This window comes from Streptomyces sp. NPDC001480, assembly GCF_042894725.1.
Classification (GTDB): domain Bacteria; phylum Actinomycetota; class Actinomycetes; order Streptomycetales; family Streptomycetaceae; genus Streptomyces.
In genome coordinates this window covers 160590-186290 of sequence record NZ_JBIAVX010000017.1, presented here as the reverse complement: position 1 = coordinate 186290, position 25701 = coordinate 160590, and the positions used below count along the sequence as shown (strand labels likewise).

The 25701-nt window shown below is 71.7% G+C and carries 24 protein-coding genes; 13 read left to right on the top strand and 11 right to left on the bottom strand.

Going from position 1 to position 25701, the window contains the following annotated elements:
• Positions 1 to 22: 22 nt before the first annotated feature.
• Both ACFY01_RS35700 and ACFY01_RS35695 read left to right on the top strand, forming a co-directional pair.
• The gene (locus ACFY01_RS35700; protein ID WP_390739904.1) at positions 23 to 913 is read left to right on the top strand and encodes an NAD(P)-dependent oxidoreductase; all 891 of its coding nucleotides are present in this window, start codon (positions 23 to 25) and stop codon (positions 911 to 913) included.
• Between the two features lie 89 nt (positions 914 to 1002).
• On the top strand, positions 1003 to 1275 hold the full coding sequence (locus ACFY01_RS35695; protein ID WP_390739903.1) for a DUF1876 domain-containing protein: 273 nt from the start codon (positions 1003 to 1005) through the stop codon (positions 1273 to 1275).
• Between the two features lie 58 nt (positions 1276 to 1333).
• On the opposite strand, the gene ACFY01_RS35690 is transcribed toward ACFY01_RS35695, so the two are convergent.
• The 6 genes from ACFY01_RS35690 to ACFY01_RS35665 all read right to left on the bottom strand — a co-directional run bounded on the left by ACFY01_RS35690 (position 1334) and on the right by ACFY01_RS35665 (position 6389).
• Positions 1334 to 2542: a serine hydrolase domain-containing protein gene (locus tag ACFY01_RS35690; RefSeq protein ID WP_390739902.1), complete on the bottom strand. Its 1209-nt coding sequence runs from the start codon at positions 2540 to 2542 to the stop codon at positions 1334 to 1336.
• A gap of 76 nt (positions 2543 to 2618) precedes the next feature.
• Entirely contained in the window at positions 2619 to 3065 is a 447-nt protein-coding gene (locus ACFY01_RS35685; protein WP_390739901.1) for an organic hydroperoxide resistance protein, read from the bottom strand.
• Positions 3066 to 3169: 104 nt separating this feature from the next.
• Positions 3170 to 3652 carry a MarR family winged helix-turn-helix transcriptional regulator gene (locus ACFY01_RS35680; RefSeq protein WP_390739900.1) on the bottom strand — a complete coding sequence of 161 codons (483 nt, stop codon included), beginning with the start codon at positions 3650 to 3652 and terminating at the stop codon, positions 3170 to 3172.
• The gene (locus ACFY01_RS35675; protein ID WP_390739899.1) at positions 3649 to 4398 is read right to left on the bottom strand and encodes an energy-coupling factor ABC transporter ATP-binding protein; all 750 of its coding nucleotides are present in this window, start codon (positions 4396 to 4398) and stop codon (positions 3649 to 3651) included. The genes ACFY01_RS35680 and ACFY01_RS35675 overlap by 4 nt, the downstream gene beginning before the upstream one ends.
• Positions 4399 to 4585: 187 nt before the next feature.
• Entirely contained in the window at positions 4586 to 5347 is a 762-nt protein-coding gene (gene cbiQ / locus ACFY01_RS35670; protein WP_390739898.1) for a cobalt ECF transporter T component CbiQ, read from the bottom strand.
• Between the two features lies 1 nt (position 5348).
• Entirely contained in the window at positions 5349 to 6389 is a 1041-nt protein-coding gene (locus tag ACFY01_RS35665) for an energy-coupling factor ABC transporter permease (protein WP_390739897.1), read from the bottom strand.
• A gap of 151 nt (positions 6390 to 6540) precedes the next feature.
• Between ACFY01_RS35665 and ACFY01_RS35660 the strand changes: the two genes are divergently transcribed.
• A complete protein-coding gene (locus ACFY01_RS35660; RefSeq protein ID WP_390739896.1) occupies positions 6541 to 6888 on the top strand; it encodes an SsgA family sporulation/cell division regulator in 348 nt (115 codons plus the stop codon).
• Between the two features lie 7 nt (positions 6889 to 6895).
• On the opposite strand, the gene ACFY01_RS35655 is transcribed toward ACFY01_RS35660, so the two are convergent.
• From ACFY01_RS35655 to ACFY01_RS35645, 3 genes are all read right to left on the bottom strand, one after another.
• Complete coding sequence (locus ACFY01_RS35655) at positions 6896 to 8569, bottom strand: penicillin-binding transpeptidase domain-containing protein (protein ID WP_390739895.1); 1674 nt, start codon at positions 8567 to 8569, stop codon at positions 6896 to 6898.
• Between the two features lie 105 nt (positions 8570 to 8674).
• Positions 8675 to 10288 carry a penicillin-binding transpeptidase domain-containing protein gene (locus tag ACFY01_RS35650; RefSeq protein WP_390739894.1) on the bottom strand — a complete coding sequence of 538 codons (1614 nt, stop codon included), beginning with the start codon at positions 10286 to 10288 and terminating at the stop codon, positions 8675 to 8677.
• A gap of 125 nt (positions 10289 to 10413) precedes the next feature.
• Positions 10414 to 12150, bottom strand: coding sequence for a dolichyl-phosphate-mannose--protein mannosyltransferase (locus ACFY01_RS35645; protein WP_390739893.1), 1737 nt, complete (start codon positions 12148 to 12150; stop codon positions 10414 to 10416).
• 117 nt (positions 12151 to 12267) lie between these two features.
• Between ACFY01_RS35645 and rsmI the strand changes: the two genes are divergently transcribed.
• The 6 genes from rsmI to ACFY01_RS35615 all read left to right on the top strand — a co-directional run bounded on the left by rsmI (position 12268) and on the right by ACFY01_RS35615 (position 18018).
• Positions 12268 to 13119 carry a 16S rRNA (cytidine(1402)-2'-O)-methyltransferase gene (gene rsmI / locus ACFY01_RS35640; protein ID WP_361813142.1) on the top strand — a complete coding sequence of 284 codons (852 nt, stop codon included), beginning with the start codon at positions 12268 to 12270 and terminating at the stop codon, positions 13117 to 13119.
• A gap of 242 nt (positions 13120 to 13361) precedes the next feature.
• The gene (locus ACFY01_RS35635) at positions 13362 to 13775 is read left to right on the top strand and encodes a hypothetical protein (protein ID WP_390739892.1); all 414 of its coding nucleotides are present in this window, start codon (positions 13362 to 13364) and stop codon (positions 13773 to 13775) included.
• Between the two features lie 34 nt (positions 13776 to 13809).
• On the top strand, positions 13810 to 14709 hold the full coding sequence (locus tag ACFY01_RS35630; RefSeq protein WP_390739891.1) for a TatD family hydrolase: 900 nt from the start codon (positions 13810 to 13812) through the stop codon (positions 14707 to 14709).
• Between the two features lie 132 nt (positions 14710 to 14841).
• Complete coding sequence (locus tag ACFY01_RS35625; protein ID WP_390739890.1) at positions 14842 to 16224, top strand: ubiquitin-like domain-containing protein; 1383 nt, start codon at positions 14842 to 14844, stop codon at positions 16222 to 16224.
• Positions 16225 to 16258: 34 nt separating this feature from the next.
• Positions 16259 to 17128, top strand: coding sequence for a 16S rRNA (adenine(1518)-N(6)/adenine(1519)-N(6))-dimethyltransferase RsmA (rsmA, locus tag ACFY01_RS35620; protein ID WP_390739889.1), 870 nt, complete (start codon positions 16259 to 16261; stop codon positions 17126 to 17128).
• Entirely contained in the window at positions 17125 to 18018 is an 894-nt protein-coding gene (locus ACFY01_RS35615; RefSeq protein ID WP_390739888.1) for a 4-(cytidine 5'-diphospho)-2-C-methyl-D-erythritol kinase, read from the top strand. Before rsmA ends, ACFY01_RS35615 begins: the two co-directional genes overlap by 4 nt.
• 5 nt (positions 18019 to 18023) lie before the next feature.
• On the opposite strand, the gene ACFY01_RS35610 is transcribed toward ACFY01_RS35615, so the two are convergent.
• Positions 18024 to 18617, bottom strand: coding sequence for a Uma2 family endonuclease (locus ACFY01_RS35610; protein WP_390739887.1), 594 nt, complete (start codon positions 18615 to 18617; stop codon positions 18024 to 18026).
• 182 nt (positions 18618 to 18799) lie between these two features.
• On the opposite strand from ACFY01_RS35610, the gene ACFY01_RS35605 reads away from it, so the two are divergent.
• From ACFY01_RS35605 to ACFY01_RS35590, 4 genes are all read left to right on the top strand, one after another.
• On the top strand, positions 18800 to 20608 hold the full coding sequence (locus tag ACFY01_RS35605; RefSeq protein WP_390739886.1) for an ABC-F family ATP-binding cassette domain-containing protein: 1809 nt from the start codon (positions 18800 to 18802) through the stop codon (positions 20606 to 20608).
• Between the two features lie 172 nt (positions 20609 to 20780).
• Positions 20781 to 22472, top strand: a complete 1692-nt coding sequence (locus tag ACFY01_RS35600) for a PQQ-binding-like beta-propeller repeat protein (protein ID WP_390739885.1) — start codon at positions 20781 to 20783, stop codon at positions 22470 to 22472.
• 73 nt (positions 22473 to 22545) lie between these two features.
• On the top strand, positions 22546 to 24339 hold the full coding sequence (locus ACFY01_RS35595; protein ID WP_390739884.1) for a PQQ-binding-like beta-propeller repeat protein: 1794 nt from the start codon (positions 22546 to 22548) through the stop codon (positions 24337 to 24339).
• 203 nt (positions 24340 to 24542) lie between these two features.
• Complete coding sequence (locus ACFY01_RS35590) at positions 24543 to 25220, top strand: LuxR C-terminal-related transcriptional regulator (RefSeq protein WP_390739883.1); 678 nt, start codon at positions 24543 to 24545, stop codon at positions 25218 to 25220.
• A 119-nt stretch (positions 25221 to 25339) separates the two neighbouring features.
• Here the strand turns inward: ACFY01_RS35590 and ACFY01_RS35585 are convergent, their stop codons facing one another.
• The gene (locus ACFY01_RS35585) at positions 25340 to 25687 is read right to left on the bottom strand and encodes a hypothetical protein (RefSeq protein WP_390739882.1); all 348 of its coding nucleotides are present in this window, start codon (positions 25685 to 25687) and stop codon (positions 25340 to 25342) included.
• Positions 25688 to 25701 lie beyond the last annotated feature (14 nt).

Here is a 25701-nt window from a genome sequence, read left to right as displayed (position 1 = left end):
TACGGCGACATGGGAACAGGAAGTGACCGCCATGACCGACAAGCTCACCGTGAGCGTCCTGGGCACCGGCATCATGGGTGCCGCGATGGCCCGTTGCATCGCCAGGGCCGGACACACCGTCCGGGCGTGGAACCGCACCCGGGCCAAGGCGGAACCGCTGGCCGCGGACGGCGCGTACATCGCCGGCACGCCCGCCGAGGCCGTCGAGGGCGCCGACGTCGTGCTCACCATGCTGTACGACGGCGACGCGGTCCGGGAGGTCATGCGCGAGGCCCTTCCCGGCCTGCGGTCCGGCGCCGTCTGGGCGCAGTCCACCACCGCCGGGCTCGAGGCCGTCGCCGAGCTGGCCGGGTTCGCCCGCGAGCACGGCCTCGTCTTCTACGACGCCCCGGTGCTGGGCACCCGGCAGCCCGCCGAGGCCGGGCAGCTGACCGTGCTGGCCGCCGGTCCCGAGGAGGGGCGGAAGACGGTCACGCCCGTGTTCGACGCGGTCGGCGCCCGTACCGTGTGGTCCGGCGAGGACGCGGCGGCGGCCGGGGCCACCCGGCTGAAGCTGGTCGCCAACAGCTGGGTCCTGGCGGCCACCGCGGCGGCCGGCGAGGTGCTGGCGCTGTCGAAGGCGCTCGGCGTGGATCCGGCGAGCTTCTTCGACCTCATCGAGGGCGGCCCGCTGGACATGGGCTATCTGCGGGCCAAGTCGCAGCTGGTGCTGGAGGGGCGGCTGACGCCGGCCCAGTTCGCGGTGGGCACCGCCGAGAAGGACGCCCGGCTGATCGTCCGGGCCGGCGAGCGGGGCGGCGCCCGTCTCGACGTCGCCGAGGCGGCGGCCGAGCGGTTCGCGCGGGCCGCCGCGCAGGGCCACGCGGACGAGGACATGGCCGCCGCGTACTTCGCCAGCTTCGACGAGAAGTGACGGTTCCCGGCCTGTGCGGTGGCGCCCCGACGTGACGGCGCGGGCCTTCTGGGAGCACCCTGGAATCAACGGTTCCGGAGGTGGTCGACATGCGTACGACGGTGGGATGGCACATCGAGCTCGAGTTCGAGGAGGACGACATGCACACCCGGGCGGCGGCCCTCGTCCGCCTGCCCGACGGCACGGAGGTGCGGGCGCACGGCCACGCCAGCCGCCACCGCACCGACGCCAACCAGCCACGGGTCGGCGAGGAGATAGCGGGTGGCCGCGCCCTCAACGACCTGGCCATGCAACTGCTGACCAAGGCACACGGAGAGATCGACGAGGCGTCCGGCCGGACGTCCCACGCGATCCACGTCTGAACACCACACCAACGCCTGCGTCGGCGCGGCCGAGGCGTGCGGGGGCTCTCGGTGGCTGTCAGCGGGCGGCGGGCAGGGCGTGTCGTACCGCCCGTACCAGTGCCTGTGCGCGCGGGTCCGCTGTCACGCTCTGGCGCAGGCCGTTGGTGACGTAGCCGAAGGCGATGCCCGATTCGGGGTCGGCGAAGCCGAGGGCGCCGCCGCGGCCGGGGTGGCCGAAGGAGGTCGGGCCCAGGAGTGGGGACGCGCTGCCGTGCAGCATGTAGCCGAGGCCGAACCGGGTGTGCACCACGAGCACGCGGTCGGGGCCGGTGGAGTGCTCGGTGCGGGCCAGGTCCGCGGTGCCCGGGGTGAAGAGGCGGGTGCCGCCGTCCACCTCGCCGATCAGGGACGCGTAGCAGCGTGCGAGGCCGTCGGCGGTCGCGATGCCGTTGGAGGCGGGGAGGGCGGCGGCGCGGTAGGCGGGAGAGTTCTCGTTGGGCAGCGGGGTGATCGCGGCGAAGGCGCGGCGGGTCAGGGAGCCGGGGTCGGCGTAGGCCTCGGCGACCGCACGCTTCGGACGGGTCTTGAGTCCTCCGGCCGTCTCGGGGGCCTCGACCGGGCCGATCCGGCCCACCCGCCCGGCCTCCGTCTCCGGCAGGCCCACCCACAGGTCGGCGCCGACCGGCCCGGCGATCTCCGCGGCGATCCACTCGCCGATCGGGCGGCCGGTGACCCGGCGGAGCAGCTCGCTCGTGAGCCAGCTGAAGGTCTGCGCGTGGTAGCCGTGGTCGGTGCCCGGCTCCCACACCGGTGCCTGGGCGGCCACGGCCGCCGCGCCGAGGTCGGGGTCGGCGGCCTGCTCGGGGGTGAGCGGCCGGTCCAGCACGGGGACGCCGGCCCGGTGTGCGAGCAGGTCCCGGACCAGCGTGTGCTCCTTGCCCGCCGCCTTGAACTCCGGCCAGTACTCGCCGACCGGGGCGTCCAGGTCCAGCTCCCCGCGCTGGTGCAGAAGCAGCAGCGCGGCGGCGGCGACGCCCTTCGTCGCGGAGCGCACGATCTGGGCGGTGCCCCGCTCCCAGGGAGCCGAGCCGTCCGTGCCGTCCGTGCCGTCGACGTTCTTGGTGCCGGCCCACAGGTCGACGACCTTGTGTCCGTCCCGGTACACGGCCACGGCCGCGCCCCGTTCGCCCCGCAGCGCGAAGTTGGCCGCGAACGCCTCCCTGACCGGCTCGAAGCCCTCGGCCACCGCCCCGTTCACGTCAACGCCGTTCACGACCGCGTCCATGGTCCTGCACTTCCCTCCGGCTCACCTTCGACAGTGGCGGCAACGCCGACCCTGAGCCTGGGATTCCTGCGTCTGCCTAGCCGAGGACGATCGTTACATCGATGTTGCCCCGCGTGGCGTTCGAGTACGGGCACACCTCGTGCGCCGCGTCCACCAGCTTGCCGGCGATGTCCGGGTCGAGGACCGGCAGGGAGACGCTGAGGGCGACCGCGAGCCCGTAGCCGCGGGTCCTGTTGGGGCCGATGCCGACCTTCGCGGCGACCGTGGAACCGCTGAGGTCGTAGCCCGCCCGGTTGCCGACCAGGATCAGGGCGTTGTGGAAGCAGGAGCTGTAGCCGGCGGCGAAGAGCTGCTCGGGGTTGGTGCCGCCCCCGTCGCCGCCCAGTGCCACAGGCATCGCGACCTTCAGGTCGATATGGCCGTCCTGGCTGGTGACATAGCCGTTCCGGCCGCCGTGCGCGGTGGCTTCGGCGACGTACATGATCTTCGTCGGGCGGGTGTCGACAGCGGTGCCGTCAGTCATGGTCGGCCTTCCCCGGAACAGGTGCGCACAAGTACATCGTGCACAAGGTACTGGCCGGTACGTCGGCTGTCTCCGGCCGGGGGAGGTAACTGCGGGTAACCCGATTACCGGACGGTTGCCGCGCGGGCGGTGCGCTCGGCGAGCCTCCACAACTCCTCGCGCAACCGCGCGACTTCCGCCGCGTCGAGCCCCGTCGTCGTCAGGAGCGTGCCGGGTACGCGCGCCGCGCGCTCCCGCAGGTCCTCCCCGAGCCCCGTGCAGGCGACGAGCACCGAGCGTTCGTCCCGCGCCGAGCGCTCACGGCGGACCAGGCCCGCCGCCTCCAGCCGCTTCAGCAGCGGCGACACCGTGCCGTAGTCGAGGCGCAGCGCGCCGGCCAGCTCCTTCACGGTCGTCTCGCCGCGCTCCCACAGCACCAGCAGCACCAGGTACTGCGGGTAGGTGAGCCCGAGCTCGTCGAGGAGCGGGCGGTACGCGGCCGTCACCGCGCGCTGGGCGGCGTACAGCGCGAAGCACAACTGCTCGTCGAGGAGCGGCGACGGCGGCGCCCCGGACTCCTCCTGATGTGTCACGCGTCGATGTGTCACGCGCCCATTGTCACGGACCGCGGGTCGAAGCCGAAGGGCAGTTCCAGGCGGTGGGCGCGCATCAGCGCGTCGTCGGACAGGAGTTCGCCGGTCGGGCCGTCGGCGGCGATCACGCCGTCGCTGAGGATCAGCGAGCGCGGGCACAGCTCCAGCGCGTAGGGCAGGTCGTGCGTGACCATCAGGACCGTCACGTCCAGCGAGCGCAGGATGTCGGCCAGCTCGCGGCGGGAGGCCGGGTCGAGGTTGGAGGAGGGCTCGTCCAGGACGAGGATCTCCGGCTCCATGGCGAGCACGGTCGCCACCGCCACCCGGCGCCGCTGGCCGAAGGAGAGGTGGTGCGGCGGCCGGTCGGCGAAGTCCTGCATGCCGACCCGCTCCAGCGCGGTGCGCACCCGCTCCTGGAGCACCGGCCCCTTCAGCCCGGCCGCCGCCGGTCCGAACGCCACGTCCTCCCGCACGGTCGGCATGAACAGCTGGTCGTCGGGGTCCTGGAAGACGATGCCGACCTTCTGCCGGATCTCGCCCATGTGCTTCCTGCCGACCGGCAGCCCGGCCACGGTCACCGTGCCGGCGCCGCCGCCCAGGATGCCGTTGAGGTGCAGTACGAGGGTCGTCTTGCCGGCGCCGTTGGGACCGAGCAGCGCGACCCGTTCGCCGCGCCCGATCTCGAAGTCCACGCCGAAGAGGGCCTGGTGGCCGTCGGGGTAGGCGAAGGCGAGGCCGGAGACTTCCAGTGAAGGTGTCACCGAACCCTCCGAACGCCGGCGCGCGACCGGGGAGCGTCTTCGACGGTGAACGGTGCGCTGCGAGAACCGAGCACGCGCTGCCTCCTTGGCGTTGACGTTGACGTTGACGTCGACCGGGCTGGTCCCGACCCGGTCAGAATCCCACTTGTGCGCGAGGGGGTGGGGTGAGAGCACCCGTCCCAGCAGGTCAAAGCACCCACCCCAGCAAGCACACGACGAGGGCCGCGCCCGGGAGGGCCAGCGCGTACGACCACTGCGCCCGGGACGCGGTCACCTCGTCGATCACCGGCATCGAACCGGCGTAGCCGCGGCTCACCATGGCCAGGTGCACGCGTTCGCCGCGTTCGTAGGAGCGGATGAACAGCGCGCCGGCCGACTTGGCGAGCACGCCCCAGTGCCGTACGCCCCGCGCCTCGAAGCCGCGCGACTCCCGGGCGATCCGCATACGGCGCATCTCGTCGGTGATGACGTCGCCGTATCGGATCATGAAGGAGGCGATCTGCACGAGCAGCGGCGGCAGCTTGAGGCGCTGGAGGCCGAGGAGGAGTTCGCGCAGTTCGGTGGTGGACGCGAGCAGCACGGAGGCGGCGACGCCCAGGGTGCCCTTGGCGAGCACGTTCCATGCGCCCCACAGGCCGCTCACGCTCAGCGAGAGCCCGAGGACGTCGACCCGCTCGCCCTCCGCCACGAACGGCATGAGCACGGCGAAGGCGACGAACGGCACCTCGATCAGCAGCCGCTTCAGCAGGAAGCCGGCGGGCACGCGCGCGACGTACGCCACCGCGCCGAGCAGGACGGCGTACAGCCCGAACGCCCACACCGCCTCGCGCGGGGTCGACACCACGACCACCACGAAGGCGAAGGCGGCGGCGAGCTTGGTGTGCGGCGGCAGGGCGTGCACGGGGGAGTGCCCGTGCCGGTAGAGCCGGTGCGCGTGTCCGGCGCCCATCTCAGGAGGCCTCGGCCGGTTCGCCGGTACGGCGCCGGCGGGCGACCACCCAGAACACCGTGCTGCCCACGACGACGGTGACGCCGACGCCGATCACCCCCGCGAGGCCGCCGGAGAAGCGGGCGTCGGCGATGTCCTTGACGCCGTAGCCGGCCAGCGGGGAGTCGGAGCTCGCGTGCCGCTCCGCCTTCTTGTCGATGCCCTTGTCGTGGGCGACCTTCTCCAGGCCGTCGGGGTTGGCGGAGGCGTAGAAGCTGACGAACCCGGCGAGGATCAGCGAGGTGACCAGGCCGGTGAGCCACAGCTTGCGGTGGGAGCGGGCGGCCACCGGGACGGCGGGCTCGGCGGCGGGCGCGTCGACGAGCTGTCCGTTCACCCGCAGCTTGAGCTTCCGCTCCAGGCCGCGCGCGCCGTACACCAGGTCGGGCCGTACGGCGATCACGGCGCCGACGGTGAGCGAGGTGATCACGGCCTCGCCGATGCCTATGAGGACGTGGACGCCGATCATCGCGGTGGCGACCTTGGAGATGGCCACGTCGGTGGTGCCGCCCACGGCGTAGATCAGCGTGAAGACGACCGCGGCGGCGGGCACGGACACCAGCGCGGCGACGAAGGAGGCGACGGTGACCGCGCGCCGCCTGCGCGGCAGCACCTTCACCAGGCCGCGGAAGACGGCGTACGACACCACGGTCGTCGTGATCGCCATGTCGGTGACGTTCACGCCGAGCGCGGTCAGTCCGCCGTCCGCGAAGAGGATGCCCTGCATGAGCAGGACGACGGAGACGCACAGGACCCCGGTGTAGGGGCCGACGAGTATCGCGGCGAGCGCGCCGCCGAGCAGATGTCCGCTGGTGCCGGCCGCGACCGGGAAGTTCAGCATCTGCACCGCGAAGATGAACGCCGCCACCAGCCCGGCCAGCGGCGCGGTGCGTTCGTCGAGTTCGCGCCGCGCGCCGCGCAGGCTCACGGCGAGGGCACCGGCGGCGACCACGCCGGTGACAGCGGAGGTGGGGGCGTCGATGAATCCGTCAGGAACGTGCACCGTCTGATTTTAGTCAGTTGTTGCGAACCTCTCGCAAGAGCGAGGTGGCGGCATGGGCGGTAGAGGGCGCGTAATACGGGAGATATGCGACATTGGAGTGGAGGCGGATGCACAGCTTCCGCACAGGTCACCGACGGTAAGGGGCCGCCCGATGTCTGTAGTCGAGCAGTACGCACGGGCCCACATATTCACCGACGAGGACATCCCGGAGGATCCGGCCGTGCCGGTGGTCCTTCGCTACGACCCCGACACCGACCCGCGCGAGGTACGGGTGGGCGTGCCCGGCCCGCACGAGTGGACCCTCTCCCGGTCGCTGCTGGAGGAGGGGCTGCGGGCGCCGGTCGAGAGCGGGGACGTACGCGTGTGGCCGCTCGGCCGGGTGCAGGCCGTGGTGGAGTTCCACGACGCGGAGGGCGTCTCGGTGGTGCAGTTCGAGTCGAAGGCGCTGATCCGGTTCCTGCGCCGGACCTATCTGGTCGGCGAGCCCGTACGGGGCTGACCCGGGTTCAGCCGCCCATCTTCAGCAGCGAGGCCACGATCGGTCCCGCCGTGTCGCCGCCGTGCCCGCCCGCCTGGACCACCCCGGCCGCGACCAGGTCGCCGCGGTACGCCGTGAACCAGCCGTTGGGCTTCTTCTGGCCGTCGACCTCGGCCGAGCCCGTCTTGGCGCCGTAGTCCGGGCCCAGCCCCGACATGGCCTTGGCCGCCGTGCCGTAGGCGGCCGTGTACCGCATGACGTCCTTCAGCTCGGACTGCGTCTTCGACGACATCGTGCGCGAGGCCTTCGCCAGCGTGCGGTGGTCCACGCTGGAGGACACCAGGTACGGCTGGCGGAAGGTGCCCGACTCCACCGTCGACGCCACCGAGGCCATGTTCAGCGGGTTCATGCGCACCCCGCCCTGCCCGATCAGCGAGGCGCCCATCTGCGCGCCGCTCTGCACCGGGACGGAGCCGTCGAACGACGGGACGCCGACGGCCCAGTTGTTCAGGCCGAGGCCGTAGACCTGCTGGGCCTCCTTCGTCAGGTCGCTGTCGGACAGCTTCGGCGCGAAGTTGATGAACGCGTTGTTGCAGGAGGCCCCGAAGCTCATCTTGAACGTGCCGTGCTTGATCTCGGAGTTGTCGTCGTTGTGGAACGTCCAGCCGGCGAGCTTGTACTTCTTGGGGCAGGGGTGCGACGCGTCCGGGGAGGTGAGCCCCTTCTCGAACAGCATCGTGGACGTCACGATCTTCATCGTGGAGCCCGGGGCGAGGGAGCCCTGGAAGGCCGTGTTCCAGCCGTGGTCGGTGTTGGCCACCGCGAGGATCTCGCCGGTCGAGGGCCGCATGGCCACCACCGACGCCCGCTTCTGCTTGCCGACCTGCCGCTCGGCGGCGGCCTGGAAGGCGGGGTCGAGCGTGGTCTTCACCGTGCCCGGCGTGCCCTTGCTCAGCTCGACGAGCGTCTTGTCGGACAGCTTCGCCTTCGTCGACGCCCCGCCGCGCACCACGCGCAGTTCCACGCCCGCCCTGCCGCCCGCGACCTTGCCGAACTTCTCGCGCAGCCCGTCCAGCACCGTGCCCAGCGACGGGTACTTGGCGGCGGTCAGCTCCCTGCCGTCACGGTCCAGCGCCTTGACGGGCGGGGTGCCGGACTCGCCGGTGACCAGCGTGTCGCCGTCCTTCAGGTCGGGGTGGACGACGGAGGCGTGCCAGTCGACCAGCGGCTTGCCGTCGCTCCCCCGTCGTACGACGGTGAGCGTGCTGTCGTACGCCAGCGGCTTGCTGAGGCCCTTGTACGACACCGTGCCCTTCACGGAGAACGGGACCTTGGCGCCGGTGCGGGTGCCCGCGGTGAGCTTGACGCCCTTGACGTGGGCGTCCTTGGTGTAGCCGGTGAGCAGCGTGGTGGCGGCGCCCGAATCGTCGGTGGCGGCCGCCGCCTGCGTGACCTTGCCCTGCTGCCAGGCGGTCAGGAAGCGTTCGGCGGTGGTGCGCACCTCGGTGGCGGAGAGCGGGCCGGTCTTCACGTGCTTGTGCTCGGAGGCGGAGTGCGTACGGTCGTCGGCCGACGCGCCGCCGCCGTACAGCGCGTAGACGCCGAACCCGGCGCCGCCGACGACCACGGCGATCATCCCGCCGAGCATGGCGGGGCTGGTCTTCCGTCGCTGTCGCTCGGCGACGCGTCTTCTCTTGCCCACTGCTCTTCGATCCTCCGCGAATCCCCAGGGTCCCCGATGCCCTCTTGGTCCTCACACTCCCCAACGACGGCATCCACATTAGAGTCCCTTCCGGCGTGGGTGATCTCAGCCGCCCGTCCGTAGCAGGGTTGCGACAATCGGACCGGCCGCGTCGATGCCGTGGCCGCCGTCCTGGGTCATCGCGGCGGCGGCGATGTCGCCCCGGTAACCGGTGAACCAGCTGTTGGACTTCGCCTGCCCGTCGACCTCGGCGGAGCCGGTCTTCGCGCCGATGTCGCCGCCGCCCAGGCCGGACATCACGCCGGCCGCGGTGCCGCTGGTGGCGGTGCGGTTCATCATCGAGCGGAGCTGGGCGACCGTGGCCGGCGACAGGCCGCGGGCCGTGGCGATGTCCCGCCCGTCCAGCTCGGGGGACACGATGACCGGCTGCCGGAAGGTGCCCGTCATCGCGGTCGCCGTCACCGACGCCATGTTCAGCGGGCTCATCTGGACCTGGCCCTGCCCGATCATGTTGGCGGCCGTGTCGGGCCCGCCGGAGGCCGGGACCTGGCCGTCGAAGGACGGGACGCCGACCTTCCAGTCGTCCTGCCCGAGCCCGAACCGTTCCTGCGCCTCCCTGGTGAGGGAGTCCACCTTCACCTCGTCCGCGAACTTCACGAAGGCGGTGTTGCAGGAGCGGGCGAAGCTGTCGGAGAGGGTCGCGTGCTCGTCGGGGGCGAGGCCCTTGAGGTTGCTGAAGGTCTGGCTCTGCCAGGTCGCGGTGGGCGGGCACGGGGCCGGTCCGGTGGCCTTGGTGATGCCGTTGTCGATGAGGGTGGCGGCGCTGATGATCTTCATGGTGGAGCCGGGCGCCAGCTCTCCGAGGAAGGCGGCGTTGAAGCCGTCGTCGCGGTGGTTGGCGACCGCGAGCACCTCTCCCGTGCTGGGCTTGACGGCCACCACCGAGGACTCGGCGTACTTCTGCACGGCCGTCTCGGCCGCCGCCTGCACGCCGGCGCTGAGCGTGGTCCGGAGCTTGCCCGCCTTGCCCTTGGCGAGGGTGAGCAGGGTGGTGTCGGCGGCGCTCTGGTCGGCGTGCTTGACCACCAGCTCGACGCCGGGCGTGCCGCCCGCCTTCTCGCCGTAGCGGCTGCGCAGCTCGTCCAGGATCGGCCCGAGGGAGGGGTACTTCTCCTTCGTCAGCACCTTCCCGTCGCGGTCCACGGCCTCGATCGGCGGTGTCGCCGCGTCGCCGGTGGCGAGCGTGTCGCCCTTGCGCAGCTGCGGGTGGACGACGGACGGCCGCCAGTCGACCAGCGGCCGGTGCGTGGTCTCGCCGCGCACCACGGTCAGCCGGCTCGCGTAGTCGAGGGCCTTGGACTTCCCGTCGTACGACACGGTCGCCTTCACCGTGAAGGGCACGGTGTCCCCGCTCGCGGTGCCCGGCGTGATGCGCACGCCGGTGATGTGCGCGGTGTGCCCGTACGCCGCCAGCAGCGGCTCGGCGTCCTGCGGGTAGTTCGTGTACGAGGCCGCGGTCGCCGCCTTCCCCTTCTCCCAGGCCGCGAAGAACTTGGCGCTGGTGTCCTTCACCTCGTCCTCGTCCGGCGGCCCGGTCTTCACGGCCGCCGCCCCGCCGTCGTTCAGCGCGGACAGGACGTTGTACCCCCCGTACCCCGCCCCGCCCACCAGCACCACCAGCACGCCGCCTATGACGGCGCCCTTGACCCCCTTGCGCATCCCGCGCGTCCTCCCCCGTTTGCGTCACTTCCCGTGTCCGCACTGTAAGCGGCATGAGGGGCCACTGTGAGGAGAGTTTTCGGAACGGTGTCCGAACGGAGAGCAGGGATGTGCCCACATATGCCTTACACCCATGTGTCAAGCCACATACGTGAACGCCATTCGTCGAGCGGGATCGCCGTCCCCGTGTACAGCGGCCAGAAGTAGATGAAGTTCCAGGCGATCAGGAGGACCAGTACGCCCGCTGCCGTCGCGCCGACCACCCGGCGGGTGTCGGTGGACCTGGCGGGGCCGACGATCGCGCCGATCAGCATGGCCACCGCCAGGCAGAGGAAGGGGACGAAGACGACGGCGTAGAAGAGGAAGATCGTGCGCTGCTGGTACATGAACCAGGGGAGGTAGCCGGCTGCGATGCCGCACGCGATGGCGCCCGCCCGCCAGTCACGGCGGAAGGCCCAGCGCCACAGGACGTAGAGGATGGCCAGGCAGGCCGTCCACCACAGCAGGGGCGTGCCGATGGCGAGGACCTCGCGGGCGCACTTCTGGCCCGCGTCGGCCGGGCAGCCGTCGGCGCCGGGGGAGGGGGACTCGTAGAAGTACGAGACCGGGCGGCCCAGGACGATCCAGCTCCACGGGTTGGACTGGTAGGTGTGCGGCGAGGACAGGCCGACGTGGAACTTGTAGACCTCGTGCTCGTAGTGCCACAGGCTGCGCAGCCAGTCGGGCAGGAAGGTCCAGTCGCCGCCCTTGCCGTCGGTGGCGGCCCAGTTGCGGAAGTAGCCGCCGGAGCCGTCGGCCGGGGAGAGGATCCAGCCGGTCCAGGAGACGAGGTACACGCCGATGGCCACCGGGACCGTGGCCAGGAAGGTGAGGCCGGTGTCGTACTTGAGGACGGCCCGGTAGGGGTGCCAGGCGCCCGCCACCCTGCGGGCGCCGACGTCCCACAGCAGCGCCATCAGGCAGAACGCGGCCAGGATGTACAGGCCGTTCCACTTGGTGCCGATCGCGAGGCCGAGCAGCACGCCGGCCGCCCAGCGCCAGGGGCGCCAGCCGAAGCGGAGGGTGTCGGCCACGTCGGCGTCGGGGCGCAGGCGGCCGTCGGCGTCGACGGGCAGCGCGGCGGCGAGCCGCTCACGTGTCCGGTCCCGGTCGATGATCAGGCAGCCGAACGCGGCCAGCACGAAGAACATCAGAACGCCGTCGAGCAGCGAGGTCCGGCTCATCACGAAGTGCAGGCCGTCCACCGCCATCAGCGCCCCGGCCAGGCAGCCGAGGAACGTCGAGCGGAACATGCGGCGGCCGATGCGGCACAGCAGCAGCACCGAGAGGGTGCCGAGCAGCGCCGTCATGAAACGCCAGCCGAACGGGTCGAAGCCGAACATCAGCTCACCGAGCCCGATGACGTACTTGCCGACCGGCGGGTGCACCACGTACGCCGCGTCCGTCGGTACGGCGACGTGACCGTTCGCCTGCACGATCAGGTCGTTGGCGTTCTTGTCCCAGTTGACCTCGAAGCCGCGGTGCACGAGCGCCCAGGCGTCCTTGGCGTAGTACGTCTCGTCGAATATCACCTTCTTCGGGCTGCCCAGGTTCCAGAACCGCATCAGGCCCGCCATCAGCGTCACCAGCACCGGACCGGCCCAGCCCGACCAGCGGCTGATCTGCGCGGCGGTCGACGGCACGCCCAGAGCCGCCCACAGACGGGGGCTGGGCTGGGCGTACGGCGGCACCAGCCGGTCGCGGAGATCGCTGCTGGGCGCCGCCGTGTAGCCGAATCGGCGCAGCCGCTGCTGCCACGCCGGCCGCTCGTCGTGCGGGGCCCGGCCCTGCCGGATGTCCGTGGAGGACGCGGTACTGGTCACCGCGCCATCGTAGGGAACCGTTCTGTGTGAGTCCCGTGCATGGGTGGTACCGGCCAGGATGCGTCCGCCCCGCCCGGGCCGCCGAAAGCCCCGCCGGGCCCCTGAGAGGATGACGGTGTGACTGGAACCCTTGTTTTGGCGGGCACCCCCATCGGCGACATCGCGGACGCGCCGCCCCGGCTGGCCGAGGAGCTGGCCGGCGCCGATGTCGTCGCCGCCGAGGACACGCGCCGGCTGCGCCGGCTGACCCAGGCCCTCGGCGTGACGCCCAAGGGGCGCGTGGTGTCGTACTTCGAGGGCAACGAGTCCGCCCGGACGCCGGAGCTGGTCGAGGAGCTCGTGAACGGCGCACGGGTGCTGCTGGTGACGGACGCCGGGATGCCCTCGGTCTCCGACCCCGGCTACCGGCTGGTCGCCGCGGCCGTCGAACGGGACGTCCGGGTCACCGCCGTTCCGGGTCCGTCGGCCGTGCTCACCGCGCTCGCCCTGTCGGGGCTGCCCGTGGACCGGTTCTGCTTCGAGGGCTTCCTCCCGAGGAAGGCGGGGGAGCGGCTCACCCGGCTGCGGGAGGTCGCCGAGGAGCGGCGCACGCTGGTGTACTTCGAGGCCCCGCACCGCCTCGACGACACCCTCGCCGCGATGGCCGAGGTCTTCGGCGGCGACCGGCGGGCCGCCGTCTGCCGGGAGCTGACCAAGACGTACGAGGAGGTGCGGCGCGGCCCGCTCGCCGAGCTGGCGGCCTGGGCGGCCGAGGGCGTGCGCGGCGAGATCACCGTCGTCGTCGAGGGGGCGCCCGAACGCGGGCCCGAGGAGCTCGACGCCGGGGAACTGGTGCGCAGGGTCCGGGTCCGGGAGGAGGCCGGGGAGCGCCGCAAGGAGGCGATCGCGGCCGTCGCCGTGGAGGCCGGGATCCCCAAGCGCGAGGTGTTCGACGCGGTCGTGGCGGCGAAGCGCGCCGAGGGGGTGTGAGCGGGGTGTGCGGGGGCTCATACCCCCTCTGAGCAGGCCACTTCTCCCATGAGCATGCGCCCCATGGGTGGGCAAAGCACTGCCGCCCAAGGCAAAGCGCAGACCTCGCCGCCGGGCCGGTTTGGCAAGCGACGTCCAAATCGCCTCCAACAGTCGACAGCCCCTGCTGCATTCACGTCGGCGGAAGAGTCCACTGGTCGCAGGGACGCACCTGTCCCTCGCCCCCAAGGGGAGGAGCTGGCATGAGCGAGATCGCTGGGCAGACCGGCCCGCGCGGTACCGCGACCGCGGTCGTACACGAGTCGTATTCCTTCGCCTGCATGCGGTGCGGGCACGGCTGGGAACAGTCGTACGAGATAGAGCACCACGTGGACGCCGACGGCCACGAGTTCGTCATATACGTGGCAGCCGGCCAGGTCGTGCCGTCCCCGCTGAGCCGGCCCGCGTGCCAGAACTGCGACGGCCACGTGGTGCGGATCATGCGGGCGGGCCAGGTCTCGTCGGTACGCGGCGCGACCGAGCGGCACCACGTGCCGCAGGCCGGACCGGTCGAGGCGCCGAAGGTCCCCTCGGCGGTCGTGGATGCCACGGCCAAGCAGGACCACCACTGGCACCTGTCCGATCTCCTCCATCACTTCCAGCGCAAGGCGAGCTGACCGGCGGGGCATGCCCCTTTCGTAGGATCGGGGCATGCCTTCGAACGCCTCCGCCGCGGGCGGCCAGCACGACAAGCACGCCGCACCGCCGCTCCCGGAACCCCTCCGGGTGCCCGTCGCCGACTCCCACACCCACCTGGACATGCAGTCCGGCACGGTGGAGGAGGGCCTCGCGAAGGCCGCGTCGGTGGGGGTGACGACGGTCGTCCAGGTCGGCTGCGACATCAAGGGCTCGCGGTGGGCCGCCGAGACGGCGGCGGCGTACGACAGCGTCCACGCGACGGTCGCCCTGCACCCGAACGAGGCCCCGCGCATCGTCCACGGAGACCTCGACGGCTGGTCCAGGCAGGGCGCCCGCGAGCCCGGCGGTGACGCCGCGCTGGACGAGGCGCTCGCCGAGATCGACCGGCTGGCCGGGCTGCCGCAGGTCAGGGGCGTCGGCGAGACGGGCCTCGACCACTTCCGCACCGGCCCGGAGGGCAAGGCGGCCCAGGAGCGGTCGTTCCGCGCCCACATAGAGATCGCCAAGCGCCGGGGCAAGACACTCGTCATCCACGACCGCGACGCCCACGCCGACGTGCTGCGGGTGCTGAAGGAGGAGGGCGCCCCCGAGCGCACCGTCTTCCACTGCTACTCCGGCGACGCGGAGATGGCCGAGATCTGCGCCCGCGAGGGCTACTACATGTCCTTCGCCGGCAACGTCACCTTCAAGAACGCCCAGAACCTCCGCGACGCCCTCGCCGTCGCCCCGCTGGAACTGGTCCTCGTGGAGACCGACGCGCCCTTCCTCACACCGGCGCCCTACCGCGGACGGCCCAACGCCCCCTACCTCGTGCCCGTCACCGTGCGCGCCATGGCCGCCGTGCGCGGCATCGACGAGGACACCCTGGCGGCGGCGCTCGGCGCCAACACCGCCCGCGCCTTCGACTACTGACCGCCGGTTCGACGGGCTTCGTCCGATCGAGGGGCCACCGTACGTAGTCGCGTCGCTTTGGAGAGTGACGCCCGCTCCGCTAGGTTCTGGGGGCCCGATCCGGACCCCTCTGGCCTCCTGGAGCGTGTCGGCGTGAGCAAGTCGCAGTACGAGACGTACGGACCGTACGGCCATGACGCCTCCGTGCACAGCGCGGAGACCCTGCCGTACGCGATGTACGAGGACACCTACCGGCCCGCTTACGAAGCCGAGGCGTACTTCGTCACCGAGCCGGTGCTGCCGTCGCCGACGCGGGTGGCGAGCGTGTCCGGGACGGTGTGCCCGGAGCCCGAGGCGGCCGCGGCGCCCACCGGAGTCGTGGCGCCCGCCGCGGCCGGCGGGCGGGCCGCGCGCCGGCACCGGGCGCGCTCCGCCGAACGCCCGGAGTCCGCCGTGCGCCGGCTGCTGCCGCAGGCGCTGGTCGTCGCCTTCCTCGCCGGCGGCACCACCGCGTTCGTCGCCAAGGACAAGGCGATCGAGCTGGACGTCGAAGGCAAGCCGCGCACCCTGCACACCTTCGCCGACGACGTGAGCGAACTGCTGGCCGAGGAAGGCGTGCCGGTCGGCGCGCACGACGTGGTGGTGCCCGCCCCCGGCACCCCACTGGCCAGCGGCGACGAGGTCGAGGTGCGGTACGGGCGGCCCGTACGGCTCACGCTCGACGGGCACCGGCGCGAGGTGTGGACGACGGCGCACACGGTGCGCGAGGCGCTCGAACAGCTGGGGGTGCGGGCGGAGGGCGCGTACCTGTCGGCCCCGCTCGCCCGGCCCATCGGACGCGCCGGGCTCGCGCTCGACGTGCGCACCGAACGCACCGTCACGATCATGGCGGACGGCCGTGCCCGCACCATCCGCACCAACGCGGCGACCGTGGGGGAGGCCGTGACGGAGGCCGGGATCACCCTGCACGGCCAGGACACCACCTCCGTGCCGCCCGGCAGCTTCCCGCGCGACGGGCAGACGGTGACCGTGCTGAGGATCACCGGCGCCAAGGAGATCCGCGAGGAGGCGATCCCCTTCGACGTACGGCGGACGGCCGACCCCTCCCTGTTCAAGGGCACGGAGGTCGTCGAACGGGCCGGGCAGCCCGGACTCAGACGGGTCACCTACCTCCAGCGGACCGTGAACGGGGTCAAGCAGCAGCCGCGCCGGGAGCAGTCCGAGGTGGTGCGCACGCCCCGGACCCAGCTGGTGAAGGTGGGCACCAAGGCGCACCCCCCGTCCGTGCAGGGCGCCGAACACCTCGACTGGAAGGGGCTCGCGGCCTGCGAGTCCGGGGGACGGCCCGACGCGGTGGACTCCTCCGGCACCTACGGCGGCCTCTACCAGTTCGACACCCGCACCTGGCACGGCCTCGGCGGCACCGGCCGCCCCCAGGACGCCCCGGCCGCCGAACAGACGTACCGGGCGAAGAAGCTGTACGTACGGCGGGGGGCCGCTCCCTGGCCGCACTGCGGGACTCGGCTGCACGGGTGAAGGGCGCCCGGCCGCGGCCCCGTACCCTTGTCGGGTGAGCAGCCCCACCCCCGACGCCCTCCTGGGCCCCGCCGACGTCCGTGAACTGGCGGCCGCCCTCGGAGTGCGCCCCACCAAGCAGCGCGGCCAGAACTTCGTGATCGACGCGAACACGGTCCGCCGTATCGTCCGCACCGCCGACGTCCGCCCGGACGACGTGGTGGTCGAGGTCGGACCGGGGCTCGGCTCCCTCACCCTCGCCCTGCTGGAGGCCGCCGACCGCGTCACCGCCGTCGAGATCGACGACGTACTGGCCGCGGCCCTGCCCGCCACCGTCGCCGCCCGCATGCCCGGGCGCGCCGGCCGTTTCGACCTCGTCCACTCCGACGCGATGCACGTCACCGAACTGCCGGGCCCCGCCCCGACCGCGCTGGTGGCGAACCTCCCGTACAACGTGGCCGTGCCGGTGCTGCTGCACATGCTGGACACCTTCCCGAGCATCGAGCGCACCCTCGTCATGGTCCAGTCGGAGGTCGCCGACCGCCTCGCCGCCGCGCCCGGCTCGAAGGTGTACGGCGTCCCGTCCGTGAAGGCCAACTGGTACGCCGAGGTCAAGCGGGCCGGCGCCATCGGCCGCACCGTCTTCTGGCCCGCGCCCAACGTCGACAGCGGCCTGGTCTCGCTCGTCCGCCGGACCGAGCCGGTCAAGACCACGGCCTCCAAGCGGGAGGTCTTCGCGGTGGTCGACGCGGCCTTCGCACAGCGCCGCAAGACCCTGCGGGCCGCCCTCGCCGGATGGGCCGGGTCGGCGGCCGCCGCCGAGGCGGCCCTGGTCGCCGCCGGGGTCTCGCCGCAGGCGCGGGGGGAGTCCCTGACGGTCGAGGAGTTCGCGCGTATCGCGGAACACAAGGAGAGCGGTAAGTGAGCGTCACCGTACGCGTCCCCGCCAAGGTCAACGTCCAGCTGGCGGTGGGTGCCGCCCGCCCCGACGGCTACCACGACCTGGCCAACGTGTTCCTCGCGGTCGGCCTCTACGACGAGGTCACGGTCACCCCGGCCGACGAGCTGCGGATCACCTGCGCCGGGCCGGACGCCGAGCAGGTGCCCCTGGACCGCACCAACCTCGCCGCGCGCGCGGCGCTCACCCTCGCCGAGCGCCGGGGCCTCGAGCCCGCCGTGCACATCCACATCGCCAAGGACATCCCGGTCGCCGGCGGCATGGCGGGCGGCAGCGCGGACGGCGCGGGCGCGCTGGTCGCCTGCGACGCGCTGTGGGGGACGGAGGCCTCGCGTACTGAGCTACTGGATATCTGCGCCGAGCTGGGCAGCGACGTGCCGTTCAGTCTGGTGGGGGGCGCGGCCCTCGGGGTCGGGCGCGGCGAGCGGCTGACCGCGCTGGAGGTCGGCGGCACCTTCCACTGGGTGTTCGCGATGGCGGGGCGGGGGCTGTCGACGCCGGCGGTGTTCCGCGAGTTCGACCGGCTGGCCGAGGGGCGCGACATCCCCGGGCCCGTCGCCTCCGACGACCTGCTCGACGCCCTCGCCAAGGGCGACCCCGACGCCCTCGCGGCCGCCGTCTCCAACGACCTCCAGTCCGCCGCCCTCTCCCTCTTCCCGGAGCTCGCCGACACCCTCGCCGCGGGCCGCACGGCCGGCGCTCTCGCCGCACTGGTCTCGGGCTCGGGGCCCACCACCGCCTTCCTGGTCCGCGACCCGGAGGCGGCGACAGCGGTGGCCGAGGGGCTGCGGGCGTCCGGGACGTGCCGGACGGTACGGATCGCTACGGCGCCGGCGCCGGGGGCGACGGTGGGCTGAGGGGATCAGCGCTTGTCGATGGCGGTCAGGTCGATGTCAATGGCATAGGGCTTGTCGACCTTGAGGCGGTCGCGGTACATGCCCATGTGTACGTACGACTTACCGAGTGGTTCGAGCTCATAGACATGGATGACGGGCCCGCCGGTGGTTCCGTCCTGCTCGACGCGCCAGAAGCTCGGGATCCCCGCGGCGGCGTATTTCTGCGGTTTGGTCGTACGGTCGCGGGATTCCGAGTCGGGGGAGACAACCTCGACTGCGAGCAGGACGTCCTCGGCCTGAAATCTGGTCTGGTCCAGCCCGGTGACAGCGTCGGCTCGGACTACGCTCACATCGGGTTCGGGGCCGTTGCGCTTGTCAAGGATGATGGTCATCTCCCGCTCGACACTGAACTCCGGGCCGAGAGAGCTGCAGAGGCCGTTGAACAGCAGGTTGATCACGAGGTAGTGGAAACGGCGCTGCGGACTCACGAAAACCAGGCTCCCGTCGATCAGCTCGGTGTGCGGCGGGAGATCCGGCAGTGTGAACAGGTCATCCACGGTGTAGCCGTCCGGGGGCGGCACCGGCCAGGAACGGCGGTGCTTTACGGACTCGGCGGTCATGGTTCCTCCCATGGACGGGATCCTGCTGCCTGCCCTCCACGGTAGCGGCCGATTCCCGATCACGTCATCACAAAGAGTGACCACCCCTCCACGCCCCGTCCCCCACCCCGCAGGCTCTACGCTAGAAGGCTGATCCCCGCGGCGGAGCCGCACATCGATACCGTCCCGCCGGCAGGAGTGAAATGGCCGTCAACCTGGTCAATGTCGAGAACGTCAGCAAGGTGTACGGCACCCGTGCGCTGCTGGACGGTGTCTCGCTCGGCGTGTCCGAAGGGGACCGGATCGGGGTCGTCGGGCGCAACGGCGACGGCAAGACCACGCTCATCCGGATGCTGGCCAAGGTGGAGGAGTCCGACACCGGGCGGGTCACGCACTCCGGGGGGCTGCGGCTCGGGGTGCTCACCCAGCACGACTCCCTCGACCCGGCGGCGACCGTCCGGCACGAGGTCATCGGTGACATGGCCGACCACGAGTGGGCCGGGAACGCCAAGGTCAGGGACGTACTGACGGGGCTCTTCGGCGGGCTCGACCTGCCGGGGTTCCCGAAGGGGCTCGACACCGTCATCGGGCCGCTGTCCGGTGGCGAGCGGCGGCGGATCGCGCTGGCGAAGCTGCTCATCGAGGAGCAGGACCTGATCGTCCTCGACGAGCCCACCAACCACCTCGACGTCGAGGGCATCTCCTGGCTGGCCCGGCACCTGCGCGAGCGGCGCTCCGCGCTGGTGTGCGTCACCCACGACCGGTGGTTCCTCGACCAGGTGTGCACCCGCATGTGGGACGTGCAGAGAGGGACCGTCTACGAGTACGAGGGCGGCTACTCCGACTACGTCTTCGCGCGGGCCGAGCGGGAGCGCATCGCCGCCACCGAGGAGACCAAGCGGCAGAACCTGGTCCGCAAGGAGCTGGCCTGGCTGCGGCGCGGGGCGCCCGCCCGTACGTCGAAGCCGCGCTTCCGCGTCGAGGCCGCCAACGAGCTGATCAAGGACGTGCCGCCGCCCCGGGACAGCAGCGAGCTGATGAAGTTCGCCTCCTCCCGGCTCGGGAAGACGGTGTTCGACCTGGAGGACATCACCGTCCAGGCCGGCCCCAAGGTGCTGCTCAAGCACGTCACCTGGCAGCTCGGCCCGGGCGACCGGATCGGCCTGGTCGGCGTCAACGGCGCCGGGAAGACCTCCCTGCTGCGGGCCATGGCCGAGGCGGCCCGCACGGAGGGCGAGACGCAGCCCGTCGGCGGGCGCATCGCCGTCGGCAAGACCGTCAAGCTCGCCTACCTCTCCCAGGAGGTCGGCGAACTCGACCCGAACCTGCGGGTCCTGGAGGCCGTGCAGCGGGTCCGCGAGCGCGTCGACCTCGGCAAGGGGCGGGAGATGACCGCCGGTCAGCTGTGCGAGACGTTCGGGTTCAACAAGGAGAAGCAGTGGACGCCCGTCGGGGACCTGTCCGGTGGTGAGCGGCGCCGGCTCCAGCTGCTGCGCCTGCTGATGGACGAACCCAACGTCCTCTTCCTCGACGAGCCCACCAACGACCTCGACATCGAGACCCTCACCCAGCTCGAGGACGTCCTCGACGGCTGGCCCGGCTCGATGATCGTCATCTCCCACGACCGTTTCTTCGTCGAGCGCACCACCGACCGGGTGTACGCCCTCCTCGGCGACGGCACCCTGCGGATGCTGCCGCGCGGCATCGACGAGTACCTGGAGCGACGGCAGCGCATGGAGGAGGCGGTCGCCGCATCCGCAGCCACCTCGGCGCCCAAGCCGGCCGTCGCGGAGAAGAGCGCCGCCGACCAGCGCGCCGCCAAGAAGGAACTCCAGAAGATCGAACGGCAGTTGGACCGCGTCTCCGAGAAGGAGTCCAAGCTGCACGCCCAGATCGCGGACAACGCCACGGACTTCGCGAAGGTCGCCGAACTCGACGCGCAGCTGCGGGACTTGGTCGCGGAGCGGGAGGAACTGGAGCTTCGCTGGCTGGAACTCGCCGAGGACGCGTAGGCGGCGCGCGCGCCGTGTGAAGGGGGCGTGCGGGCGCGTAACGACGGCATCACGGGCCGGTCCTCCCTTGGGAACAGGGGTTGGTCCGGCCCGCTGTGCTGTCGGACCCGGGTGGTAGAAAGAGCGGTCTGAGAACTGGCTAAAAATCAGTGAACGAGGGGGAGACGCGCTGATGACCCAGCCGCCCGATCAGCCACCGCAGCAGGGCGGTTTCGGCCCGCCGCAGGCACCGCCGCCGCAGCCCCAGCCGGGCTACGGCTATCCGCAGCAGCCCGGCCCCTACGCCCAGCCCGGACCGTACGCGGCGCCCGGCGGGCCCGGTCCGTACGGGCAGCCGCAGCAGCCGGGCCCGTACGGACAGCAGCCCGGGTACGGCTACCCGCAGCAGCCGCAGTACCCCGGCGCACCCGGAACCCCGCCGCCCGGCGGCCCGCGCGGCCCCTTCAAGGGCAAGCCCGCGATCGTCGTCGGGGCGGCGGTGGCGGCCCTGCTGGTCATCGGCGGCACCGTGTACGCGGTCACCCGCGGTGACGACGGCGGCCAGAAGAAGCCGGTCGCGCAGCAGAGCGACGGCGGCACGTCCACCGCGACCACCCCGGCCAACCCCGGTGACGGCAGCGGCGACGGCAAGTCCGACCCGGAGGACCTCAACGCGGGCCGCAAGCCCGGCGAGGCCAAGGTGCTCTGGTACAAGACGGCACCGGACGCGCCCCGTTCCGGCGCCGACGCGCCCGGCATGTGGATCACCGGCAAGACGGCGGTGAAGGCGGCCTACAAGCAGGTCTTCGCCTACAACGTGGGCGACGGCGCCCCCACCTGGTCCCCCATCACCTTCCCGCAGAAGATCTGCGCGGCCACCCCGCAGAAGTCGGCCGACGACAAGGTCGTCGTGGCGTATATGAGCGGCACCAGCGACCGCGCCAAGTGCAACCAGCTCCAGCAGATCGACCTGAACACGGGCAAGAAGGGCTGGAGCGGCGAGGTCGCCGACGGCGGGCTGTTCGACAGCGCGATCAGCGTCGAACTGACCATCAGCGGCAAGACGCTGATGGTGGGCCGCTCCCAGTCGGGCACGGCGTACGACCTCGGCACCGGCAAGAAGCTGTACGACAAGAAGAAGTACGGCACCGACTGCTTCCCGAGCGCGTTCGCGGGCGGCGCCGGCCGGCTGTTCTCCGTCGCCTCCTGCGACGTCACCGGCAGCGACGAGCACGACGAGATCCAGTCGCTCGACCCGGCCACCGGCAAGGTCAAGTGGACCCAGAAGGTCAAGAAGGGCTGGAAGGTCGCGCGGACCTACTCCGTCGACCCGCTCGTGGTCTATCTGACCAACGAGGACAAGAAGGCCTGGAACATCTCCACCTTCACCGCCGACGGCAAGTTCCGCTCCGAGGTCAAGATCGACGAGAAGTTCGCCCCGAGCTGTGGCTGGGCCATCCTCGAACGCGACCTCCAGGGCTGCCAGGGCGTCGCCGCCGACGCCGACACCCTCTACCTGCCGACCGACACCACGAGCGGGGCCAACGAGATCGTCGCGATCAGCCTCGCCAACGGCAAGGCGAAGTGGCGTGTGAAGTCCCCGACGGAGGAGTCGATGGTCCCCGTGGACGTCGAGGGCGGCAAGCTCGTCGCGTACGTGCACCCGTCGTACGACACCGGCGGACAGATCGTGTCGATCCCGACCGGCGGCTCCGGTCACCAGGTGACGAAGCTGCTCCAGAACCCCAGCGGCACCGCCCAGATCGAGGACGGCTTCTACGACGGCGCGGTGGCCTGGGCCGACGGGCGCTTCTACATCTCCTCCACCCGGCTGTCCGGGAACGACGACGCGAAGGAGAAGCTGATGCTCGCCTTCGGCAAGTGAGCTCGTTCCGCCGCCGCCTTCCTCCGCCGCCTTCCGCTCCGCTCTCCGAGCTTCCTCCCGAGGTACATCAGCCATGACCCAGCCGCCGCCTCCGCCGCCGAACCAGCCCCCGCAGCAGGGCGGCTTCGGCCCGCCGCAGCCGCCGCAGCCGCCGCAGACCCCGCCGGCCGCACAGACGCCTCCGCCGCCCCCGGCCCAGCAGCCGCAGACCCCGCCGGCCCCGCAGCCCCCCGTCCCGCAGCCCGGCTACGGCTACCCGCACGCGCCGCAGCCTCCGCAGCCCCAGCCGGGCTACGGCTACCCGGCCCAGCAGCCGAACCCGTACGCCCAGCAGCCGACCGCGTACGGTCAGCCCGGCTACGGCTACCCGGGCCAGCCGACCATGCCGATGCACCCGCAGCCAGGACAGCCGGGTGGTGGCGGCCGCAAGGTGAACGGCTCGCTGGTCATCATCGTCTCGGCACTGGTCGCGGTCGCCCTGATCATCGGCGGCGGGGTCTGGTACGCGAAGTCCAGCGGCGCAGGCAGCGGCAAGAAGGACACCGCGAGCTCCAGCGGCGGCACGGGCGGCAACGACGACAAGGGCGGCGGCACCTCCACCGGCGGTAAGGAGAAGGTGCCGGCCGACACCGCCGCCACACAGCTCTTCGACATCCCGCTGCCCAAGGCGAACGACACCGTGTCCACCGCCGGCTCCTGGCTCACTGACAAGGTGTACGCCAAGAGCGGCGTCGCCCAGATCGTCGGCTACGACCCCGCCAAGGGCACCAAGCTGTGGACGATCAAGCTGCCCGGCCCGGTCTGCTCGGCCACGAACCACGTCACCTCCGATGGCCGGACGGCGATCGTCTTCCAGCCGAAGATGCCCGCGAAGGGCCTCTCCGCGGGGTGCAGCCAGATCGCCGCGATCGACCTCGCCGCGGGCAAGAAGCTGTGGACGAAGACGGTCGACTCCGGCGACTACCCGATCAGCTTCGAGAACGTGACGGTCGCGCAGAACACGGTCGCCGTCGGCAGCACCAGCGGGGGCGCCGCCCTCGACATCGCCTCCGGCAAGGTGCTGTGGCAGCCGAAGTCGACCGACACCTGCTACGACGCCGGGTACGGCGGCGGCGAGAAGCTGGTGGCGGTGCGCAAGTGCGGCCAGTACGACAACCACCAGCTGCACATCCAGACCATCGACCCGAAGTCCGGGAAGGTGATCTCCGAGTACAAGATGGCCGAGGGTATCGAGTACGCCAGCATCGTCTCCACCGACCCGCTGGTGGTCGCCGCCGACGTCAACGACAGCGCGGGCGACGGCAGCGGCATCTCGGACTACTTCTCCATCGACAACAAGACCGGCCGGCTGCGCACCCGCATCTCCGCGCCGGCCGACTCCTTCGGCGGCCGCTGCGACGGCATCACCCGCGTCGAGTACTGCAAGGAGATCGTCGTCGGCAACGACAGGCTGTACGTGCCGACCGAGGAGCACGACGGCAGCGCCCAGTACAGCAGGACCAACGACATCGTCGCCTTCGACCTGGGCACCGGCAAGCAGACCGGCCAGCGCGCCGACGCCGGCGACGGCTACACGATCTCCCCGCTGCGCATGGACGGCGGCAACCTGCTCGCGTACAAGCGTCCGCCCTACAACAAGGGGGGACAGATCGTCAGCATCGCCGGCGGCTCCTTCAAGGAGACCAAGCTGCTGGAGAACCCGGCCACCGAGTCGGTGCGCAACGCGGAGACCGACATGCTGCCGGACTACGCGGAGATCCTCTTCTCCGGGGGCCGCCTGTACATGTCGGCGATCTACGCGGACAGGTCGTCGTCCACCTCGGCCGGCGAGAAGGACTTGGTCGTCGCGTTCGGCACCAAGAACTGATCACCCGTCAGGCGCTCTCGATTGTTCGGAATAGCAGGAATTTCAGCGATCCGGGGCACTTCTCACCAGTAGGGGCAGCGCGACGTCGAACAAGCGTGTAGCTTCCGGGGGCATGAAGGGCGGGGTGCCGGGGGGCCCTCTGTCCAAGTGGACCGTGGGCATCCATAGTGGGGCATCCATGGGGGGGACTGGGGGGTTGCTCTATGGGAGTGCGGCTCATGGTGGTCGACGACCACCGACTGCTCGCGGAGGCGCTGGCCTCGGCGCTGAAGCTGCGGGGACACCGGGTCCTCGCGGCGGCGGCACCGGCCGCGGGCGCGGCGGACCTGGTGATCAGCCGGGCGCCCGAGGTGTGCCTGCTGGGCACGGCGGCGCCCGCCGAACCGGGGGTCTTCGACCCGGTGGTGAAGATCAAGCGGGAGCGCCCGCAGGTCGCGGTCCTGGTGCTGGGTCCCGTCCCGTCGCCGCGGGGCATCGCGGCGGCCTTCGCGGCGGGGGCCTCCGGCTACGTCCGGCATGACGAGCGCATCGAGGGCGTCGAGCGGGCGATCATGAAGGCCAGGTCCGGGGAGGCGGCCGTCGCCCCCCAGCTGCTGCAGGGCGCCTTCCACGAGCTGCTCAACCCCGCCGCCCAGCCCGACGACGAGGGCCAGCGCCTCCTCCAGATGCTCACCCCGCGCGAGGTGGAGGTCCTGGTCCGGGTCGCCGACGGCGAGGACACCCGCCTGATCGCGGCCGGCATGGGCATCGCCCCGTCGACGGCCCGGACCCACGTCCAGCGGGTCCTGATGAAACTGGGCGTGGGCTCCCGCCTGGAGGCGGCGGCGCTGGCCGCGCGCACGGGGCTCTTGGACCGGGCGTCGACCGGGCCGAGATCGTAGCCCACCCGGCGTGGCCGCGGGCCTCTCTGGGGGCTGCCGCCCCCAGGCCCCCGCTTCGGCCCTGAACGGGCCTCGTCCTCAAACGCCGGACGGGCTGAGTACAGCCACCCGGCGCCCGTTCACTCGCCCGCGCCGTTTTGTTCCTCGTCCGGCGCGACATGCGGAACCGGCGGAGGCGTGGGCCGCAGCTTGAGCCAGGCCAGGAAGAACAGCCCCAGCAGCAGCATTCCGATCCCGGTCCACAGGTTGATGTTCACTCCCTGCGCCTTGTTGATCTCGGCGTCGGACGCGGTGATCCCGGCGATCGTCACGATGATCCCGTACAGCACGAACAGCCCGCCGATGATCCGCCGCAGATCGAAGATCCGCGCGGCCGTCGCGGACTGGTGCTCCAGCTCGATGACCTCCCGCTGGAGCTCTTCCTCGGAGAACTCGGGGAACTCAGAGGACGCTGAGTGTTCGGACATGGTCTCTCCATCCT

Bases quoted from the DNA above. Each gene is read 5' to 3' on its own strand.
- ACFY01_RS35695 (WP_390739903.1), top strand. From the start codon at position 1,003: ATGCGTACGACGGTGGGATGGCACATCGAGCTCGAGTTCGAGGAGGAC.
- ACFY01_RS35585 (WP_390739882.1), bottom strand. From the start codon at position 25,687: ATGTCCGAACACTCAGCGTCCTCTGAGTTCCCCGAGTTCTCCGAGGAA.
- cbiQ (WP_390739898.1), bottom strand. From the start codon at position 5,347: ATGGGCGCCGGACACGCGCACCGGCTCTACCGGCACGGGCACTCCCCC.
- ACFY01_RS35660 (WP_390739896.1), top strand. From the start codon at position 6,541: ATGTCTGTAGTCGAGCAGTACGCACGGGCCCACATATTCACCGACGAG.
- ACFY01_RS35650 (WP_390739894.1), bottom strand. From the start codon at position 10,288: ATGCGCAAGGGGGTCAAGGGCGCCGTCATAGGCGGCGTGCTGGTGGTG.
- ACFY01_RS35685 (WP_390739901.1), bottom strand. From the start codon at position 3,065: ATGACTGACGGCACCGCTGTCGACACCCGCCCGACGAAGATCATGTAC.
- ACFY01_RS35590 (WP_390739883.1), top strand. From the start codon at position 24,543: ATGGGAGTGCGGCTCATGGTGGTCGACGACCACCGACTGCTCGCGGAG.
- ACFY01_RS35610 (WP_390739887.1), bottom strand. From the start codon at position 18,617: ATGACCGCCGAGTCCGTAAAGCACCGCCGTTCCTGGCCGGTGCCGCCC.
- ACFY01_RS35630 (WP_390739891.1), top strand. From the start codon at position 13,810: ATGCCTTCGAACGCCTCCGCCGCGGGCGGCCAGCACGACAAGCACGCC.
- ACFY01_RS35605 (WP_390739886.1), top strand. From the start codon at position 18,800: ATGGCCGTCAACCTGGTCAATGTCGAGAACGTCAGCAAGGTGTACGGC.
- ACFY01_RS35635 (WP_390739892.1), top strand. From the start codon at position 13,362: ATGAGCGAGATCGCTGGGCAGACCGGCCCGCGCGGTACCGCGACCGCG.
- ACFY01_RS35600 (WP_390739885.1), top strand. From the start codon at position 20,781: ATGACCCAGCCGCCCGATCAGCCACCGCAGCAGGGCGGTTTCGGCCCG.
- ACFY01_RS35690 (WP_390739902.1), bottom strand. From the start codon at position 2,542: ATGGACGCGGTCGTGAACGGCGTTGACGTGAACGGGGCGGTGGCCGAG.
- ACFY01_RS35595 (WP_390739884.1), top strand. From the start codon at position 22,546: ATGACCCAGCCGCCGCCTCCGCCGCCGAACCAGCCCCCGCAGCAGGGC.